Annotated in this window: 13 protein-coding genes and 1 pseudogene; 8 read left to right on the top strand and 6 right to left on the bottom strand. The window is 64.2% G+C overall.

Annotated elements, in window-relative coordinates:
* Window positions 1–22: 22 nt before the first annotated feature.
* Window positions 23–628, bottom strand: a complete 606-nt coding sequence (locus tag QTI66_RS37400) for a QcrA and Rieske domain-containing protein (protein WP_286565435.1) — start codon at window positions 626–628, stop codon at window positions 23–25.
* 280 nt (window positions 629–908) lie between these two features.
* On the opposite strand from QTI66_RS37400, the gene QTI66_RS37395 reads away from it, so the two are divergent.
* The 6 genes from QTI66_RS37395 to QTI66_RS37370 all read left to right on the top strand — a co-directional run bounded on the left by QTI66_RS37395 (window position 909) and on the right by QTI66_RS37370 (window position 8,946).
* Window positions 909–1,706, top strand: a complete 798-nt coding sequence (locus tag QTI66_RS37395; RefSeq protein ID WP_286565434.1) for a GntR family transcriptional regulator — start codon at window positions 909–911, stop codon at window positions 1,704–1,706.
* Window positions 1,707–1,832: 126 nt separating this feature from the next.
* A complete protein-coding gene (locus tag QTI66_RS37390; protein ID WP_286565433.1) occupies window positions 1,833–3,407 on the top strand; it encodes a class I adenylate-forming enzyme family protein in 1,575 nt (524 codons plus the stop codon).
* Between the two features lie 69 nt (window positions 3,408–3,476).
* A complete protein-coding gene (locus QTI66_RS37385) occupies window positions 3,477–4,490 on the top strand; it encodes a TRAP transporter substrate-binding protein (protein WP_286565432.1) in 1,014 nt (337 codons plus the stop codon).
* A 35-nt stretch (window positions 4,491–4,525) separates the two neighbouring features.
* The gene (locus tag QTI66_RS37380; protein ID WP_286565431.1) at window positions 4,526–6,400 is read left to right on the top strand and encodes a TRAP transporter large permease; all 1,875 of its coding nucleotides are present in this window, start codon (window positions 4,526–4,528) and stop codon (window positions 6,398–6,400) included.
* Between the two features lie 28 nt (window positions 6,401–6,428).
* Window positions 6,429–8,153 carry a 2-hydroxyacyl-CoA lyase gene (locus tag QTI66_RS37375; RefSeq protein ID WP_286565430.1) on the top strand — a complete coding sequence of 575 codons (1,725 nt, stop codon included), beginning with the start codon at window positions 6,429–6,431 and terminating at the stop codon, window positions 8,151–8,153.
* Window positions 8,154–8,235: 82 nt separating this feature from the next.
* Window positions 8,236–8,946 carry a GntR family transcriptional regulator gene (locus tag QTI66_RS37370; protein ID WP_286565429.1) on the top strand — a complete coding sequence of 237 codons (711 nt, stop codon included), beginning with the start codon at window positions 8,236–8,238 and terminating at the stop codon, window positions 8,944–8,946.
* A gap of 537 nt (window positions 8,947–9,483) precedes the next feature.
* Here QTI66_RS37370 and QTI66_RS37365 read toward each other — a convergent pair.
* The gene (locus QTI66_RS37365) at window positions 9,484–12,279 is read right to left on the bottom strand and encodes an adenylate/guanylate cyclase domain-containing protein (protein ID WP_286565428.1); all 2,796 of its coding nucleotides are present in this window, start codon (window positions 12,277–12,279) and stop codon (window positions 9,484–9,486) included.
* 449 nt (window positions 12,280–12,728) lie between these two features.
* Between QTI66_RS37365 and QTI66_RS37360 the strand changes: the two genes are divergently transcribed.
* On the top strand, window positions 12,729–13,091 hold the full coding sequence (locus QTI66_RS37360) for a polyhydroxyalkanoic acid system family protein (protein ID WP_286565427.1): 363 nt from the start codon (window positions 12,729–12,731) through the stop codon (window positions 13,089–13,091).
* Between the two features lie 276 nt (window positions 13,092–13,367).
* On the opposite strand, the pseudogene QTI66_RS37355 reads toward QTI66_RS37360, so the two are convergent.
* Together QTI66_RS37355 and QTI66_RS37350 are read right to left on the bottom strand one after the other, a co-directional pair.
* Window positions 13,368–14,018, bottom strand: a pseudogene (locus QTI66_RS37355) (ATP-grasp domain-containing protein); the annotation flags it as partial.
* An 86-nt stretch (window positions 14,019–14,104) separates the two neighbouring features.
* Complete coding sequence (locus QTI66_RS37350) at window positions 14,105–15,106, bottom strand: Bug family tripartite tricarboxylate transporter substrate binding protein (RefSeq protein WP_286565426.1); 1,002 nt, start codon at window positions 15,104–15,106, stop codon at window positions 14,105–14,107.
* Between the two features lie 139 nt (window positions 15,107–15,245).
* Between QTI66_RS37350 and QTI66_RS37345 the strand changes: the two genes are divergently transcribed.
* Window positions 15,246–16,127 (top strand): LysR family transcriptional regulator, encoded by an 882-nt coding sequence (locus QTI66_RS37345; protein WP_286565425.1) that lies wholly within the window; start codon window positions 15,246–15,248, stop codon window positions 16,125–16,127.
* A 9-nt stretch (window positions 16,128–16,136) separates the two neighbouring features.
* Here QTI66_RS37345 and QTI66_RS37340 read toward each other — a convergent pair whose 3' ends face one another.
* The gene (locus QTI66_RS37340) at window positions 16,137–17,123 is read right to left on the bottom strand and encodes a tripartite tricarboxylate transporter substrate binding protein (protein ID WP_286565424.1); all 987 of its coding nucleotides are present in this window, start codon (window positions 17,121–17,123) and stop codon (window positions 16,137–16,139) included.
* Entirely contained in the window at window positions 17,113–17,949 is an 837-nt protein-coding gene (locus tag QTI66_RS37335) for an amidohydrolase family protein (protein ID WP_286565423.1), read from the bottom strand. The genes QTI66_RS37340 and QTI66_RS37335 overlap by 11 nt, the downstream gene beginning before the upstream one ends.
* Between the last annotated feature and the right edge of the window lie 454 nt (window positions 17,950–18,403).

Here is an 18,403-nt window from a genome sequence, read left to right as displayed (position 1 = left end):
GTTCCCGCTGGCGGCGGGCAGCTCAAACCGCCTTGCCGGGTGGCGCGTTGAAGCTGCCGGCGACGACCAGCGTTCCGCCGTCCACCCTGATCGGCAGGGCAGGCAGGGGCCGCGGTGCCGGGCCGGCTGTCACGGCAGCCTCCTGGTGCGGCGCGAACTTCGAGAAGTGGCAAAAGCACAGCAGCGACTTGTCGGCAGCCACCCAAGAGCTGACGTCGCATCCCTGGTGGGTACAGAAGGCCGAATAGGCGACGATGCCGTCTGCGGCACGTGCCGCGGTGGCGGCGTCGAGCGACGAGGGGTCCAGCTTCACGAGCAGGATCCGATTGAGGCGCGTGCTGTCGCGCAGTGCCTTGGCCTTGGGGTCGTAGGGGTAGACGATCACGGGCTTCTCGCCCACCTTGATGTCGGCGCTGGCGAGTGGCTTCTTGCCTTCGTCGTCGACCTGCACGAGCTGATCGCCGGCCTTGGGACCATCGCCGTCGGCCCAGACCAGTCCAGTACTGGCCGCGAACGCCGCACCGGCCACTGCTTTCAACGCCAGCCGGCGGCCGGGGTCTGCGCCGGCACAGGCGCAGCAGGGAAGAGTCGCTTCGGGAAAGGGATCCTTCATCGTGGTCTCCGTCATGGTGTGCGTCCTTCGTGGCTGAAGTCGGCTGGATTCTTAATCGGAACTCTGAATTCAGAACACTGGAAAACCCCACCTTGCTTGCATCGGGTTGTAACTCCTGAACAACAGGCGGACGGGGCGCTTTCAAGGGTGTCCAAATTACTCTATGACAGGCGCAATGCCTCTGTCACGACTGAATTCAATGTTGCATTTGCGATGCCACCAAAAGACCATGGCCGCACTCTGGTTGTTCGACATTTTACGAATACTGAATTCAGAGTTCCCTAAAATTCGCCTCATGAAGATCCTCGCCATGTCGCCGAATCTTTCTTCCCAGGTTCACGCCGCGCTGGTCGCGGAGATTGCCCAGGGCCACCTGAAACCAGGCGCGCGCATCATCCAGGAGCAGATCGCCCAGCGGCTGGGCGTGTCGCGCCAGCCGGTGCAGCAGGCGCTGCTGTTGCTGCGCGACCAGGGCGTGCTGGATGACGCGCCGCGCCGCGGCCTGATCGTCGCGCCCATCGACCCCGACCACGTGCGCAACATGTACGACATCCGCGCGGTCATCGAAGGGCTCGCCTTCCGTCGCGCCGCGGAGTGCAACGCGCCCTTTGCACGGCGTCTGGGCGTGGCGCTGCTGCGTGACGGGCGCGAGGCGATCGGGAAGGGCTCGGCCACCGCGCTGATCGCCGCCGACCTCGCGTTCCACCGCCTGATCCATGAGTTGTCGCGCAACCCCCTGATCTCGCCGACGCTCAACACCCAGTGGACCTGCATCCAGCGTGTCATGGGCGAGGTCTTGCTGCGTGAAGAGTCGCCGGAAACCATCTGGGCGCAGCACGAGGCCATGCTCGACGCCGTGATTGCCGCGGACGGCGACGCCGCCGAGCGGCTGGCGCGCGAGCACATCACGCATGCCGCAGCGATTGCGATCGAGCGACTGACCCAGGCGCGGCGCCCTGCCGTTGTGCAACGCGGCCGTGCGACTTCCGCGCGCCACCCGGCGGGGTTCGCCATCGATCACGCAACGGCTTGCGGCGTCGATCGTCCGCTCGATCACGCCGACGCGCCCGCCGGCACCGGGCAGCGCTCGTGATTGCATTCATCGAGCCCCTTCACTGACGCCATTCCCAGCACCACGAGCACAAGCCACGAGGAGACAACACATGACGCTCGGTCTGCCGAACTCTCAACCCACCGCGGCGCCGTCGGAGGTGCAGCCATGAGCCACCTGCTTTCCGTTTCGGACGCCATCGCCGCACACGCTCGGCTCTATCCCCGCAAGATCGGAACGCGCGATTCGAAACGCGCGCTCACCTTCGGCGCCTGGGACGACCGTGCCACGCGACTGGCGAACGGATTGCGCGGGCTGGGCCTGGCCAAGGGCGAGACCGTGGGCCTGCTCGCGTACAACTGCGTCGAGTGGATGGAGATCTACGTGGCGCTGGCGCGCTGCGGGCTGGTCGCGGTGCCGATCAACTTTCGCCTGACTTCGCCGGAGATCGCGTACATCCTCGAGCATGCGCAGGCCCGGGCGGTGATCGTGCAGGATGACCTGGTCGATCGCATCGAGCCGCTGCGCGCAGACCTGCCGCTGCAGGCCGCCCGCTACGTGCACTTCGGTGGGGCGACGCCTGCGGGGTGGACAGGGTACGAGTCCTTGATCGAAGCCGCTGCGCCCACGGTGACTGAAGTCACCGTGCGACCGGAAGATCCCTTTGCGCTGATGTACACCTCGGGCACCACCGGCAAGCCCAAGGGCGCGGTGCGCAACCATGAAGGCAATGCCCTCATCGCATTGGCCACGGCCGTGGAGTTCCGCTTCTCGCGCGACGACACCGCGCTGCTGGTGATGCCCTTGTGCCACGCGAACTCGTTGTACTTCGGCATGACCTTCATGTACCTCGGCGCGACCATCGTGGTCGACGACCACAAGAGCTTCGACCCGGAGGCCTTGCTGGCCACGCTGGCGCAGGAGAAGGTGACCTTCACGTCCCTCGTGCCGACGCACTACATCATGATGCTGGGCCTGCCGGCCGCGGTGAAGGCGAAGTACGACGTCGGCGCGGTCGAGAAGCTGTTGATTTCCTCGGCACCCGCGCGCAAGGACACCAAGCTCGCGATCCTCGACTACTTCAAGAACTCGGGCCTGTTCGAACTGTACGGCTCAAGCGAAGCGGGCTGGGTCACCCTGCTGCGCCCGGAAGAGCAGATCGAGCGACTGGGCACCGTGGGCCGCGAGTGGGCCGGCTCCGGCGCGATCAAGATCCTCGACCCGGATGGCAACGAAGTGCCCGACGGTGAGGTCGGCGAACTCTATTCGCGCACCGCCTACGTCTTCGACGGCTACTGGAAGAACCCCGGGAAGACGGCCGAGGCCTTTCGCGGCGAGTGGTGCTCGGTGGGCGACATGGCGCGCCGTGATGCCGACGGCTACATCCAGCTCGTCGATCGCAAGAGCAACATGATCATCAGCGGCGGCGAGAACATCTATCCCTCCGAGGTCGAGACGGCCATCGGAACGCACGCCGGCGTCAAGGACGTGGCGGTGATCGGCATCCCCCACGAGAAGTGGGGCGAGACGGTGCAGGCGGTCGTCGTGCTGCACGACCCCTCGGTCGACCCGAAGGCCATGGAGGCCGAGATCCTTGCGTGGTGCAAGGAGCGCCTCGCTGGCTACAAGCGCCCGCGCTCCATCGTCTTCATCCAGGACGCCGAGATGCCGCGCACCGCGACCGGAAAGATCCTGCACCGCACGCTGCGCGACCTGATGTCGCGCAAGACCCCGGCGAACTGATCCTGATTTTTTTCACGCGCAAGAACCGCGGCCGGCACAAGGCGGCCTCATCAAACCCAGGAGACAAGCATGTTCAACAGAAGAACCTTCCTCGCGGCCGGCGCATTGCTCGGCTCCAGCACCGCAACGACAGGCGCGTGGGCGCAGGCCCCCAATGCCGAATTCAAGTTCAAGCTCGGCACCGACCTGCCGGCGACGCACTCTGTGAACGTGCGGCTGAAGGAAGCCCTCGATGCCATCACGGCGGAGAGCAAAGGCCGCGTCGCGATCCAGCTCTTCCCCAACAACCAGTTGGGCAGCGACTCGGACATGATGTCGCAAGTGCGCTCGGGTGCGCTCGAACTCGCCACCTTCCCGGGCACGGTGATGTCGACACTCGTTCCGGTCACGGCGATCACCGGCGTGGGCTTCGCCTTCGCCAGCTACGACAAGGTCTGGGCCGCGATGGATGGCGCGGTCGGCAACCATGTCCGCGGTGCGATCGCCAAGTCCAGCCTCGTGCCCTTCGAGGCGGTGTGGGACAACGGCTTCCGCCAGATCACCACCAGCACCAAGCCCATCCAGACGCCGGACGACCTGAAGAACTTCAAGATCCGCGTGCCGGTGGTGCCGCTGTGGGTGCAGATGTTCAAGTCGCTGGGCGCGGCGCCGGTCAGCCTGCCGCTGAGCGAGGCCTACCAGGCGCTGCAGACCAAGGTGGCCGACGGGCAGGAAAACCCGCTTGCGCTGATCGACGCGGCCAAGTTCTTCGAGGTGCAGAAATACTGCTCGGTGACCAACCATGCGTGGGATGGCTTCTGGTTCGTTGCCAGCGGCAAGGTCTGGAAGGGCGTGCCCGACGATGTGAAAGCGGTGATCACCAGGCACATCAACGCGGCCGCGAAGAAGCAGCGCGACGACATCGCCAAGGCCAACGTCGACCTGCAGAAGGCGCTGGAGGGCAAGGGCCTCGTGTTCAACAAGGTCGACACCGCGGCCTTCCGCAATGCATTGGCCAACGCGGGCTTCTACAAGGAAGTGAAGGGCCGTTTCGACAAGGACGCTTGGGCGCTGCTCACGCAGTACGCCGGCGACATCGCGTGAGCGCCGCGACCGTTCATCCCGCGAACGAGACGCCCATGGCGCACCCTGCATCCTCCATCCCGCCCGCGCCGCTGTCTGGGGGCATCGCCGCGCGCGCGGCCGGGTTCGTCGAGCTCACGCTCGGACGCGGCATCGAATGGATCGCGGCCCTGCTGATCGCGATCGAGGTCCTGCTGCTGCTGGCCGGCGTGATCGCGCGCTACTTCCTGCACACGCCGCTGACCTGGATCGACGAAGTGGCGTCGATCCTCTTCCTGTGGCTGGCCACGCTCGGCGCCGTGGTCGCACTGCGGCGCGGCGAGCACATGCGCATGACGGCGCTGGTCGCGAAAGTGTCGCCCGGCACGCGCGCCTTCCTCGACACGGTGGGCATGGCTGCGGCATTGGCCTTTTTGATGTTCGTCGTCTTTCCCGCTTTCGAGTTCGCGTCGGAAGAAGTCGCCGTCACGACACCTGCGCTCGAGATCTCGAACGCATGGCGCGCCGCGGCATTGCCGGTGGGCTTCGCGCTGATGGCGCTGATGGCGGCAATACGTTTGCTGCGGGTGGGTGACTGGAAGCGGGTCTTCGGCGCCATTGCACTGGTCGTGGTCGCCTGCCTCGTGTTCAGGGCGCTCGGTCCGGCGTTGAAGGCACTTGGCAACTTGAACCTCCTGATCTTCTTCGTCGGCGTCACCGCGGTGACCGTGCTGATGGGCGTGCCGATCGCAATCTCCTTTGGCCTTGCAACCTTTGGCTTCCTCGCGCTGACGACCAGCCTGCCACTGGAAGTGATGGTCGGGCGCATGGACGAGGGCATGTCGCACATCATCCTGCTGGCGGTGCCGCTGTTCGTGTTCCTCGGGCTGCTGATCGAGATGACGGGCATGGCGAGGGCGATGGTCGCCTTCCTCGCGACGCTGCTGGGCCACGTGCGCGGCGGGCTGTCCTATGTGCTGCTCGGCGCGATGTACCTGGTCTCGGGCATCTCGGGCTCGAAGGTGGCCGACATGGCGGCGGTGGCGCCGGTGCTGTTCCCGGAGATGCGCAAGCGTGGCGCCAAGGACGGCGACTTGGTCGCGCTGCTCGCCACCACCGGCGCGCAGACCGAGACCATCCCGCCCAGCCTGGTGCTGATCACCATCGGTTCGGTCACGGGCGTGTCGATCGCGGCGCTTTTCACCGGCGGCATGCTGCCCGGGCTGGTGCTGGCGGCCACCTTGTGCGCCGTGGTCTGGTGGCGCTACCGCGGCGAAGACCTCTCGCACGTCAAGAAGGCCACCGGTGCGCAGATCCGCAGCGCGTTGCTGGTGGCGCTGCCCGCGGTGCTGCTGCCCTTCGTGATCCGCGCTGCGGTGGTCAATGGCGTGGCCACCGCCACCGAGGTGTCCACGCTCGGCATTGCGTATTCGATCGTCGCCGGCGTCGTGTTCTACCGCCAGATGCAATGGAGCCGCATGGTGCCGATGCTGATCGAGACGGCCGCGCTCACCGGCGCGATCCTGTTCATCATCGGCACGGCCACGGCAATGGCGTGGGCGCTGACGCAATCGGGCTTCTCGAACACGCTGGCCGCCGCGATGTCGGCGCTCGGTGGCCCCATCGCCTTCATGGCGGTGTCGATCGTCGCCTTCATCATCCTGGGCAGCGTGCTTGAGGGGATTCCGGCGATCGTGCTTTTCGGACCGCTCCTGTTCCCCATCGCGCGCCAGATCGGCGTGCATGAGGTGCACTACGCAATGGTGGTTGTGCTGTCGATGGGCATTGGCCTGTTCGCACCACCTTTCGGCGTGGGCTACTACGCCGCCTGCGCCATTGGCCGCGTCGATCCCTCCGAAGGCATGAAGCCGATCGTCGCCTACGTGATCGCATTGATCGTGGGCCTGGCAATCGTCGCCGCCGTGCCCTGGATTTCCCTCGGCCTGCTCTGAACCACAACCCTCTACGAAGACTCACACCATGGCGCAAGCTCCCATCATCTCCGAGTATTCCGCGGCCGCGCTGGTCGCCCGTTTCCTCAAGGCCCGAGGCGTCGACCGTGTGTTCGCGCTGTGCGGCGGCCACATCATGCCGCTGTGGATGCGGCTGGACACCGAAGGCATCCGCATCATCGACGTGCGCGACGAGCGGGCCGCGGTCTACATGGCACATGCCCACGCCGAACTCACCGGCGGGCTGGGCGTGGCGCTGGTCACGGCCGGTCCCGGCGTGACCAACGCGATGACGGGCATCGCCAACGCCTACGTGGCCAAGGCGCCCGTGCTGGTGCTCTCGGGCACGCCGCCACGTCAGCAGGAAAACCGCGGTGCGTTGCAGGACATGATCCACACGGACTTCGTGCGTCCGCTCACCCGCTATGCGCGCACCGTGCGGCAGCCCGAACTGGTGCTGCAGGAGCTGGACGCGGCCGTGTCGTGCGCTTTCGGGCAAGGGGGCGAGCCGGGGCCGGTGTATCTGGACTTCCCGGTGGACACACTGCGCGGCGAAGTGCCGCGCGCGCTGGTCTTGCCCGAGCAGATGCAGGGCCGCACGCGCGACCGCTTCCTGCCCGACCCCGAGGCGGTGCAGCGCGCGGCCGACCTGCTGCTGTCGGCGAAGAAGCCGCTCTTCATCTCAGGCCGAGGCGCACGCGGCGCCGGCCCACAGATCGCGCAACTATTGGAACGCGTGGGCGCGCTCTACCTCGACACCGGCGAAAGTCGCGGGTTGGTGCCCGACGACCACCCGGCCGTGGTCGCTGCGATGCGCGGTTCGGTGATGACCGAGGCCGACCTGATCGTGACCGTGGGCCGGCGCCTGGACTTCCAGCTTGCCTACGGATCGCCCGCGGTGTTCGGCGATGCCAGGTTCCTGCGCATCGCCAATTGCGCCGGCGAGTTGCGCGACAACCGCCGCGGTGCCGTCGAGCTGTTTGCCACGCCGTCCGCCGCGCTCGATGCCTTGATCCAGGCCACGGAAGGCCGCCGCGGCGCCGCCGATCGCGAGTGGTCGCGCAGCACGCGTGACAAGCACCTCGAACGCGCGAACAAGCTGGTCACGTCGATGAAGTCCGCTCCCGACGGCAGCGACGGCCGCATGCATCCCAACCGGCTCGTCGCCGCATTGCGCGAAGCGTTGCCGGCCGACGCGGTGCTCGTCGCCGACGGTGGCGACTTCCTGAGCTTTGCGCGCGTTGGCCTGCCAGCCACGACCTACCTGGACCCCGGTTCATTGGGCTGCATCGGTGTCGGCACGCCCTTCGGTGTCGCAGCGAGCCTGGCGCTGCCGGACCGCACCGTGGTCGTTGCCACCGGCGACGGCTCGTTCGGCTTCAACGCCATGGAGATCGACACCGCGGCGCGCCACAAGGCGCCGGTGCTGATCGTGGTGGCGAACAACGGCAGCTGGGCGATCGAAGTGCGCGACCAGCAGGAGAACTTCGGCAAGGTCGTCGGCACGCGGCTGCAGTACGCCGACCACGCGGCAATGGCGCGCGCCTTCGGACTGCATGGCGAACGTGTCGAGCGTGCCGAGGATCTGCCGGCGGCGATCCAGCGCGCGCTTGCGAACAGGCCGGCGCTGCTCGACGTCATCGTCACGCCGGAGCCGGCCTCGTCCGACGCGAAGTCCGGCTTGGCTTGGGTGCCTGATCTGCAACCCCTTGGTGCCTGGGACGACGCCGAGCGTCGCTGGCGAGCTTCTTGAGCATCCCTTTTGAGGAGGAGAAACCCTGACGGCAGGCCGCATACCGAATTCAAGTTGTTACAGCCGAATTTATACTGAACGGATGAAAGAACTGGCGTTGCAACCGAAGTTGGTGGAACAGGTCCACGAGGCGATCCTGAACGAGATCACCGAGGGCAGGTTGGCGCCGGGCGAGCGAATCATCCAGGAACAGATCGCGCAGGAGCTCGGCGTTTCACGGCAACCGGTGCAGCAGGCGCTTCTCTTGTTGCGCAACAAGGGGGTGCTGAAGGACGCCCCGGGTCGTGGCCTGATCGTCGCGCCGCTCGATCTCGACTATGTGCAGAGCATGTATGAGATTCGCGCGGTGCTCGAGGGGCTGGCATTCCGCAAGGCCGCCGAACTCAATGCCGAGCGGGCACGCAAGAACGGTGCAGCGCTGATCCAGAAGGGCCGCAAAGCGGTGAAGAGCAAGTCGGTCGCGGCGATGATCGCCGCCGACCGCGAGTTCCACGCCTTCATTTACGATCTCTCCGAAAACCCGCTGATCGCGCCGAGCATGGAGGCGCAGTGGACCTCCACGCAGCGCGTCATGGGCGAGGTGCTGATGCGCGACGAAAAGCCGCGCGACATCTGGGACCAGCACGAGGCGATGCTCGCAGAGGTCGTTCAAGGCAACGGCGCAGCGGTGGAAGAGATGGCGCGCCAGCATGTGATGCAGGCAGCCATATTCATGATCAACCGGTTGCGCAGCCAGCGTCGTTTGGCGCAGGCGCCGCCCAAGGCTTCGGCGCCGGTGCGCGTGGCCGGTTGATCGGTCCAGTCGCCCGAGTCGCCGCCGGGAGGCCTTGGCGAGAAGTCTCCCGCAAAACGCACGTCGTCACTCACATTTAACGCCGTCGCCCAAAGGCGGCTTCTCCTGAAGTTGTCGGCGAAGGTCAAGTCCCGAAGGTGGACCGGCCGTGCGTGAAGCGCAGTGCCAAGGGCTGCTTTGACAAGCGCCGCCATTCGGCAGACAAATCCGAATGGCAGCAGCCAGTCTTGACCTGCTGGACGATGGGCGCGAGCCAAGGACTGCTCATGGCCGAGACTGCCTGTCCGCCAAACTCGCTGATCGCAGCCCTTGGCCAATAGCGCGATCGTGTGAAGGTCAGCTACCAAGCGCGGCAGCGAACTGGTACTCGCGGCCATGACCAGTCGGTCGCGCTCGTCCGCTACGACTGTTGTCGCCCACATTGCGGTCACTGCGGTTTTCCGGCATAAGCCAGTGTCGGAACAGGCACACGACGATGAAGTTTCTTTTTCGTTTCCACGCACCGCGCTCAGGCACCGCCCTCTATTGTGCGAAAGATCAATTGCCGGCTTCGAGCGTGACTGCGCAGACGTCTTCCTCGCGCATTTGATGGCCCTCGGCGATTAGCTTTTGAACCGTGGCGTCGTCTAGGTGACCCTCGAATGCAGCCAGCGCGTGAGCCCGCAAGGCGGCGCCGAACGGCGTTTCGCGTCCTAGTCGATGCGTCGCCTTGTCGCGGTAGCCGACAAGGCGCGCAGCGCTGGTGTGGCGTTGTTCGCCAAGCGTCAACCGTATGGGAATCCCAGCGAAATCGTCGAAGCCGTCCCATTCAGCGCTGCGGCAGCAGTCGAAGAAGTCTGCAATCACTACGCGTGCCTGGAGCAAGTCGCCGGCGATCAACAAGGCGACCGCTAGATAACCTAGTGAAGCGTTGAGCAGTCCGCCCCGGCGGTGTTCGTGCGCTACTAAATTGCGGGCGCGAGACAACGCTCCCTCCACGTTGCCGAGCGTGAGGTCCGACCGCACGATGTGACACTCGAAGACGGCAGCGGAGCGGTCAGCGCCTGCGAGTTTCGCCAGCGCCAGACCTGCCTTGCCGGCGAACTGCATGCCTACGGGATCGTTCGCATACATCATTGCTGTGCAGGTCGCCAATTGTCGGTACGCAAGCAGGCGCGGCGGCCAATGCGGATCTTCCAGGTTTGAGAGTTCGTCGAGCACGCGTCGACCTTCGTCCGGCGGCGTGGGGCCTGCCATCACCCAGAAGCAAAGCGAAAGATAAAGACCGCGCGCGCTGGCCGATTGCCGGTGAAAATCAGCGGCCTTGATGGCACATACACGCATCTCGCGGTAGTTCGACAACGCCATCGCTTGCGCCCTTCCGAGCCAGAACGCTGCGAGGACGGCCGGCTCCACGTCGGACGGGAGATGGTCCGCGAGTTCCGCGCTGCGCCGACGGTACTCGTGCATCAGGCCCATCATCGTGAAGAAATGCGCCGACGAACCGGCCAGCGCCAGCACAAGCGTCAAGTCGTGGTACTTGCTCCATTCGAGCGCTGCGCGCAGGTTGCCAAGCTCCGCCGCGCATGCGGCAAGCCACGCGACATCGGTAGTGACCCAAAGGCTCTCGTCGCCGCCCTGAAACCTTCGCAAGATCGCCTTGGCATGTCGATGCTGCGCCTCATGCAGTTCGCCCGCTGCGCGCAGTTGATCCAATGCGTATTCACGGGCACTTTCGAGCAATTGGTATCGAGGCAGATCGCCGCGATCGATGACAACAACGAGCGAGCGATCGACCAATTCCGCCAGCGCATCGACAAGCGCCGACCCGTCGATCGCTCGGCCTCGCGCATCCACCGTGACCGCGGAAGCGAGTGCCAGCGTGAACCCGTCGACGAATATGCCCAAGCCTTTGAACACGGTTTGTTCGGTCGCACTCAGGAGCCCGTAGCTCCAGTCGAGTGCAGCTCGCAGCGTTTGCTGGCGCGGTGGCGCATTGCGGTTGCCTCCACCCAGCACACGCAGCCGTTCAGGCAGTTGCGAAGCCAGCCCGCTCAATCCGAACAAGGACACGCGCGCCGACGCAAGCTTCAGGGCGAGTGGAATTCCATCCAATCCGCGGCAGATCGCGACTACGTTGTCCACGTTGCCTTCGCTCAACGCGAATGTCCGGTTGGCGGCTTTGGCCCCATCCACAAACAAGGCCACCGCGCCAAAACCCGCGGCCACTTCGGGCGTCGTTTGGGAGTCGGGAATCGCGAGCGCACCCAATCGCAGGATGTGCTCGTCCTCGCATCGGAGTGCGGCCTGGCTCGTGACGAGCAAGCGCACACCCGGCGTCAACCGGATCACCGCCTCGGCGAGCTGCGCCACGGCGCCGAGCAAGTGTTCTGCGTTGTCTAGCACGATCAGCATGCGCCGTGTCTTTAGACCCGCCAGCAGCGAAGGAAGCGGGTCGTCGCCGCGACCGACGGGCAAGCCGACGGCGCGCGCCACCGTGGCGCACAGCAAGGCCGGATGGCTGATGGGGCCAAGTTCGACCCACGCGGCGCCATCTGGATGGGCCGCCTGCGCTGTGGTGCCGGCCCACAGCGCCAGCGAAGTCTTGCCGATTCCACCGGCGCCGACCACAGTGACGAGGCGATGCGCTGTCAACAATTTCTCGAGCGCGGCCAAATCATCTTCACGCCCCAGCAGCGCGGGATGCGGCGGTGGCAGCGTTGAGCGAGTGCTCGCGGGTTGGCCCGCAAAGGCGGCTGGCATCGTTGCCGACATGGGGCGGCGTGCGTCAAGTGCGGCCGAGACGTCGTGCTGCGGTCGTTGTTCAGCATGCAGGAGCCGGAACGCGTGCACAGGCGTTGCGATGTTCTTGATCATCTGCAGGCCGATGTCCTCGAACGCTGTGCGCAATCGATGGGAGATCGCACCGTGAACGGCCTGCGACACAGTCATGCCACCTGGCTGCGCGAGCGTCTGCAGGCGCGCCGCGATGTTGACCCCGTCACCGTACACAGTGCCATCGCCTTTTTCGAGCACGTCGCCGAGGTGAATGCCGATACGAAACAACATCCGGCGGTCTTGCGGCACGTCACTGGATTGCGTCGCGATCTCCTCCTGGGCCGCGATTGCCGCGCTCACTGCGCCGCTCGCCGTCTCGAAGACGGCAAGCACGGAGTCACCGGCTGTGTCGATCAACCGGCCGCCATAGGCCTTGATGTACGTTTCGAAAACGCGGCGCGCTGAATCGAGCGCATTCAGGCAGGCTATATCGTCCAAGGCCATCAGGCGCGAGTAGCCAGCCGCATCCGCGGCCAGAATCACCAGGAGTCGATGCCTGAGTTCGACGCTCTGCATGTGGGTATCTTGCCTGAAGGCAAGCCGCAATCGAGACGGCGCCATTGTCGGACGACAGGGAGGTGCACGGAACGCCGACGATCAAAAACGCGCTGATCCTGCCGCGCCGAGCGCCTCAGTGTAGAAGTTGAAAATTGTGACTCTCGTGGCACAAGAGAGCCGACGTATTTCCTCGGCTTCTACGACTGCTTCCGCACATTGCGGACGCCCAGCGAGCGGCATCGAAGGACTGGACTGGGCCCAGACTTCCACTCGGCTGGCCAAGATAGCGGCCGTTCGATGGTGCAAGGGTGAGTCGCTCGAGAGCATGCAGCCGAGCTACGACTTCATTACCTTGAGACCGGCCGTAGATGATGCGGGCGCCTTCACACTTGGAAGACCGGAATCTGTCGAACAGCTTGAATTCGACCCGCGCCCGGGTACAACCGCAATCGCTGCGGAGCTGCCCGTTGCCCCTGCAGGCCCTTGCCCACTGCGTCGATTCGCTGCACCCTATGCGTATGGCTTCGCACATCATCATCAGCATGCCACATCAGCTCGGCCGCGCCGAGGCACGACGCCGCATCGAGGGCGGTTTCGCGAAGATCATCAACCTGTTGCCCGGCAGCGGCGGGGCCCCCAGCGAGCGCTGGGACGGTGACCGGCTCATCTTCAGCGTCGCGGCGCTGGGTCAAACTATCTCCGGGGTCATCCAAGTCCTCGATGCCACAGTAACGATGGAACTTGAGCTGCCCGGTTTCCTCGGCGTCATCGCCACCGGCCTCAAGGCGAGGCTTCAGAAAATGGGCCAACTGCTATTGACAAAGAAGTAGCGTAGGTTGTGCAGTGGCGCCGCGCGTCTTGAGGTGCAATCGTCCGGTTGAATCCGCAACTGCCTGCAGTCATTCAACCCAAAATGACAAATGACGGCGGCTTCAGAAAGCGGCCATTGATGGATTTCAGTTTGGACGGCAGGTCCACCTCGAAATTGGACCTTCGCAGCGTGGAGGACCACTTCAGTACGTCGGGAAACATGCTGCAAGGCCATCACAGCGACAGGCGCGCGCGCTTCGCGCAAATGAAGGCTTTATCGAACGTTGGCCTGAATGGAACTTGCAGAAGTCGCAGGCCACCGGCGTAAGCCGGCCCTTCTTGTCCTCGCGCATGCGGATCGGGTTGAGCTCTAGCGTGGTCATGCCAAAGTCGTGGAACAGCTCCCACAGTTTGGGCAGCTGCTGCACCAGCGGGGAGATGATCTCCTTGGGCGCGCCGATCTCGGTCAGCGCGTTGGCTACAACGAAGGCCTTGAGGCCGGTCAGTGGATCGAATGGCACCATGGCGACTTGGCCCTTGTCGAGCTCCTCAATGTCCATACCGCCCATGTGCGTGAGCGTCATGGTCGGCGCACGGAAGCGCGTGGAGTCGCTGATCGAGAAGTAAACCTCGTGCTTGGCCGGCACGCCCGCCTCGAAGGTCACGCCGTTGGCCTTGGCCTTGACGTGGCCCACTTGGTGCTCTGCAAAGTAGAGGCGCTCCTTCTCGGCCAGCGCGGTCTTGAGGTCGGTGGCACGGCCCAGCAGCCCAGCCTTGCCCTTCTTGCCGATGCCGCCCTTGAAGACGGGCTTGATAAAAATGAGCCCGTAGTTGTCGATTAGCCCCTTGATTTCCTCTTCGCTGGCCGCTGGGCTCAGCACCTCGGTGGCGGGAAAACCAGCGAACTGCAGCAGCCGCGCGCCGTGCAACATACCCGTGATCTGCATGAAGGTGTCTCCGTTTGGACGATTGGAAGCGGCAGCGTTCCCCCATCGCAAAGGGGCGATGAAGAGATTGGCCGCAGAGATGCAAGCTAGTCGGCCTTGATCTGGGCTCGTGCGATCACCGGTTTCCAGCGAGCCTGCTCGCTCTTGATGAATGCGTCGAACTCCGCAGCGGTGCTGCCGATAGCTAAGGCCGTGTCTGAAGCCAATTTGTCCCGTACGGCTGCCGTCTTCGCCGCCTTGATGGCCTCTGCCTCCAGCTTTGCGACGTTTGCTTTGGGCCATTTGGAAGGCGCAAGCAGGCCGTACCACTGCGTCATCTCGAATCCCTTGTACCCCTGCTCGGCTACCGTGGGAACGTCGGGCAACTGCGGCAGTCGCTCCGTGGTTCCCGTAGCGATGCAGCGCAGCTTGCCGGCCTTGATAAATTGAATCAGCGCTGGTGCGCCCACCGACGCAGCCTGCAGACGTCCTGACATGAGATCGGTCAGCATGGGACCCGTGCCTTTGAACGGGATGTGCAAGAGGTTGATGTCAGACACCATCTTCAGGTACTCGAATGCAAGATGTCCGGCGCTTCCGTTGCCTGCCGAGCCATAGTTGAGCTGTCCTGGGTTTTTCTTGGCATACGCGACGAATTCCTTGAGGTCCTTTGCGGGGACGTCCGGGTGCACGACATACAGACTCGGCACCTTGGACAGGAGGCTCACCGGAACGAAGTCTTTTGCCGGGTCGTAGGGTAGCTTGGCGAAGATGAAGGGATTCACCGCCAGCGTGCCGATGTGACCCAGAATGAACGTGTGCCCGTCCTCGGAGTTGGCCACTTCCTGCATGGCGATATTTCCAGCGGCGCCGGGCTTGTTGTCGACGAAAACGCTTTGGCCGATGGTCTTGCTCATCTCCGCAGCCACCGAGCGTGCAACGATTTCCGAACTACCACCCGGGGAGAACGGCACCACCAGCCGCAATGGTTTGGTCGGCCACGCGGCCTGCGCTTGGCCAACGAGTGGCAGGCTGCCCGCCAGCGCGATCACTGAGGTCTGCTTCAACCATTGCCGACGCGAGAGGGACAGGGTGTTCAAAGTTTCCATGGTGTGTGATGTCTCGCTGTAGTGGGTAGCGGAGCAGTCAGTATGCGGACGCAGCGGGCGTGGCGTAAGGCGTACCCCGTTGCGTTTACATAAGCCTCGCTTATTGAAAAGCGAGCCGCCCTGCCTAGAATGCCGGCTCATGGACACACGTCAGATGCGCTGCATCGTTGCTATCGCGGACGGTGGAAGCCTGACGCGTGCAGCGGAAGAGCTGGGCCTGGCGCAGCCGGCACTGACCCAAACGCTGAATCGGTTGGAACAAGAGATTGGCGCCAAGCTGTTCACGCGTAATCGACGCGGTGCGGAGCTGACCGAAGTCGGTTTGGCCGTAGTTGAAGATCTGCGGGCGGCACTTGCTCATGGCGACGCCGCGGCTGCGCGAGCGCGAGCGATGGGCGCCGGCCGCGCCGGGCGCCTGACGATCGGCTTTGTCACCCATGCCGTCTACGACGTACTGCCGCGCGCTCTTCGACGGCTGAACGCGGAGCACCCGCAGCTCGATGTTGTTCTGCGTGAGATGAGCAATGCGGAGCAAGTCGAGGCACTGGAAGGTGGGCGGATCGATATTGCCCTGCTGCATCCTCCGGTGTCCGTGAACGCGCGGGTTCACGAACTGAGGGTCGGCGCGGAACCCATGGTGGCCGCGCTTCCAGTCGATTACAAGTTAGCCACTGACAGCCGCGTCTCCATGGCCGAGATCTCGAAGGTTGGTTTGGTGTGGTTTCCAGAGCACGACATTCCAACCATGCGTACCCAGATGCTCAGCGCGCTTCGAAGCGCGGGCCACGAGACCCGGATCGTGCAGGATGCAAGCCGTACTCTCACGGTGTTGGCTTGCGTCGCTGCTGGCTTAGGTTGGTCCTTGCTCCCCCGCTCGGTGCGCGCGTTGCGACACGAGGGGGTCTGCTACGCCGAGATTCGGGACGGGGCCAGCCTACCGTCTTTCGAACTCGCGGCAATGTGGCTTGCGCGCTCGCGTCCGACGTTTGCCGACATCTTCGCAGCGATGCTGCGTCTCTGAGCGGGAGCCTTAGTCAAGCTGTATCTTGTTGTCCTTTGCCAGCTTGGTCCACTTGGTCAGTTCGGCACGGCGAAACGCGTCGAGGTCGGCAGGGTTCGAACCAACGACTTCGGCCCCCATGCCTTCCAGGCGAGTGCGGACGTCGGGCTCCGCGAGCACTGCAGCAAGTTCCTTGGACAGCCGCTCCACCACGGGGGCTGGCGTAGCGGCCGGGGCGAACACCGCGTTCCATTCGTAAACTTCGTAACCTGGCAAGCCCGACTCCGCCACAGTCGGCAATTGAGGCAGAACAGGCGAGCGTGCTTTGCCGGTCACAGCGACGGCGCGCAACTTGCCGCCCTGGATGTAAGGCAGACTTGAGGCCAGGCTGGCGAAGAAAACAGGTACCGTACCGGCCATCACGTCGGTGAGCGCCGGCCCGCCGCCCTTATAGGCAACGTGGTTCATTTTGACGGACGCCATGGAAGAAAACAGTTCCCCGGCGAGGTGCTGCGCCGAGCCGTTGCCCGAGGATGCATAGTCGATCTGCCCCGGCTTGGCCTTGGCCTGCGACAGAAGGTCTTTGACGCTGTTGATCGATGTTGCGGGATTCACGACCAAGACATTGGGGACCTTGACCAACAAAGACACGCTGGCAAGGTCGCCTAGCGTGTTAAACGGCATCTTGCTGCGGAGAGCCGGATTCTGAGCGTGATTGGAGGCGTCGAGCAAAAGCGTGTAGCCGTCCGCAGGGCTTTTCGCCACTAGATCGCCGCCGATCGCACCGCCTGCTCCCGCGCGGTTGTCCACGATGACAGGTTGCCCCAGGCGAACGGAGAGCTTAGGCGCGATGACACGCGCGACGGCGTCGACAGTACCGCCGGGCGGGTAGCTCACGACCAGTTTGATGGGCTTGGACGGCCAGGCCTGTGCCTGTGCAACCACCGACGTCAGTAGCATTGCGCCGCCCGCGCCGAGATGTGCCAGCCAAAGCCGACGAGATGTTCTATTCCGCATGGTTGTCTCCAGGTAGAAAGTGAAAAAGTTGAGCTGGCGTGTCGATCAAGATGGAGCGTCGCGCTGCGGCATCCGGTACCCACTTGGCCAATGCGGCATGTGCAGTCGGATAGTTGGCTACGCCAAGATGTTGCGTATGCGGCCAGTCGCTGCCCCATACGAGCCGTGCGGCACCGAATGTGTCCAGCAGGGTCTGCGCCGCCGCGCACGCCGAAGGGCCGTTCATGTCAGTCCAGTTGCGATACGCCGCGGAGAGCTTGACCCAAGTTCGCTCGGAGCGTGCGGCCTCAAGCAGCCATTCGAGGCCCCGATTGCCCGACCTTTGGGGGCGTCCGAAATGATCCACCACCAAGTTGCAGCCGGCATCAAGCACGGGCTGTCCAGCGAGCGGAAGTTCGTGCAACTCGCAATGCAGTTCGACGTGCCAATCGAGTTCTCGCACGCGCGCCAGGAAGCGCTGCCAAGGGCCGCGTGTGTAATCGGGGACTGGCAGGCCGATCAGGTTAAGTCGGACTCCGACGATGCCCCCGTCGGCCAACAAACGAAGTTGGTCGTCGTCCGCATCCGCCTCAATGACCGCGACGCCGCGCAGGCGCTGCGGCTGTGCGCGGATGGCGTCAAGCATGAATCTGTTGTCGGTACCCAGAAAGCTCGGTTGAACTAGGACCGCGTGCGAAACGCCGTGCCGGTCGAGCAGTGCCAGGTACTCGTCCAAGGTTGCATCGTGGTCGGGCGCATGCCGGCGCCACGATGCCAGTTGCAAGCCTCGCACGAAAACGTGTGCATGGCTGTCGATAGCGGTGATGATCTGGCGATTCGAGGCCATTGGGAGGCTAGTGATTTACTGCAAGACAGTGGCTGAAACTGGCAACGAGTATCCATAAGAGGCGGCGCCGTTGTAAGCCGCTTAGAGTTCCTTTTTGATAAGTACCGCTTATGGACGGGGGCGCGACCTCTGGATACGCGGAGGCGCCTTTCTCCCCTGGCTAGCCGGTGCACCTTCCGGCAGCGGCGACCGCATGGTCGGAACCTGAAAACTCGGCCAAGAACACCGTCAGATTCGATGCCCGCTATGCAATGCGAAGCAGAAGTTCGCGCTGCCGAGCCCAAGGTCTCTCATGGGCCCTGAGCCGACCTTGCACGCTTCTAGAAAGCAGTCGTTCGCCGGGCGGAACGTGTCAATGAGTTTGCTACACCCGGCTTCATGAATTTACTGTGCAGGGCTGTGGTGATGTTGGGTCGGCGGTCTCCGATGGTGGTGGGTTGATCCATGCTGCGTT

Origin of the sequence: Variovorax brevis, from assembly GCF_030317105.1 — a bacterium.
Lineage (GTDB): Bacteria > Pseudomonadota > Gammaproteobacteria > Burkholderiales > Burkholderiaceae_C > Variovorax > Variovorax brevis.
The sequence above is the reverse complement of the archived record's forward strand: the minus strand, read 5'-3'. Positions and strand labels throughout refer to the sequence as shown.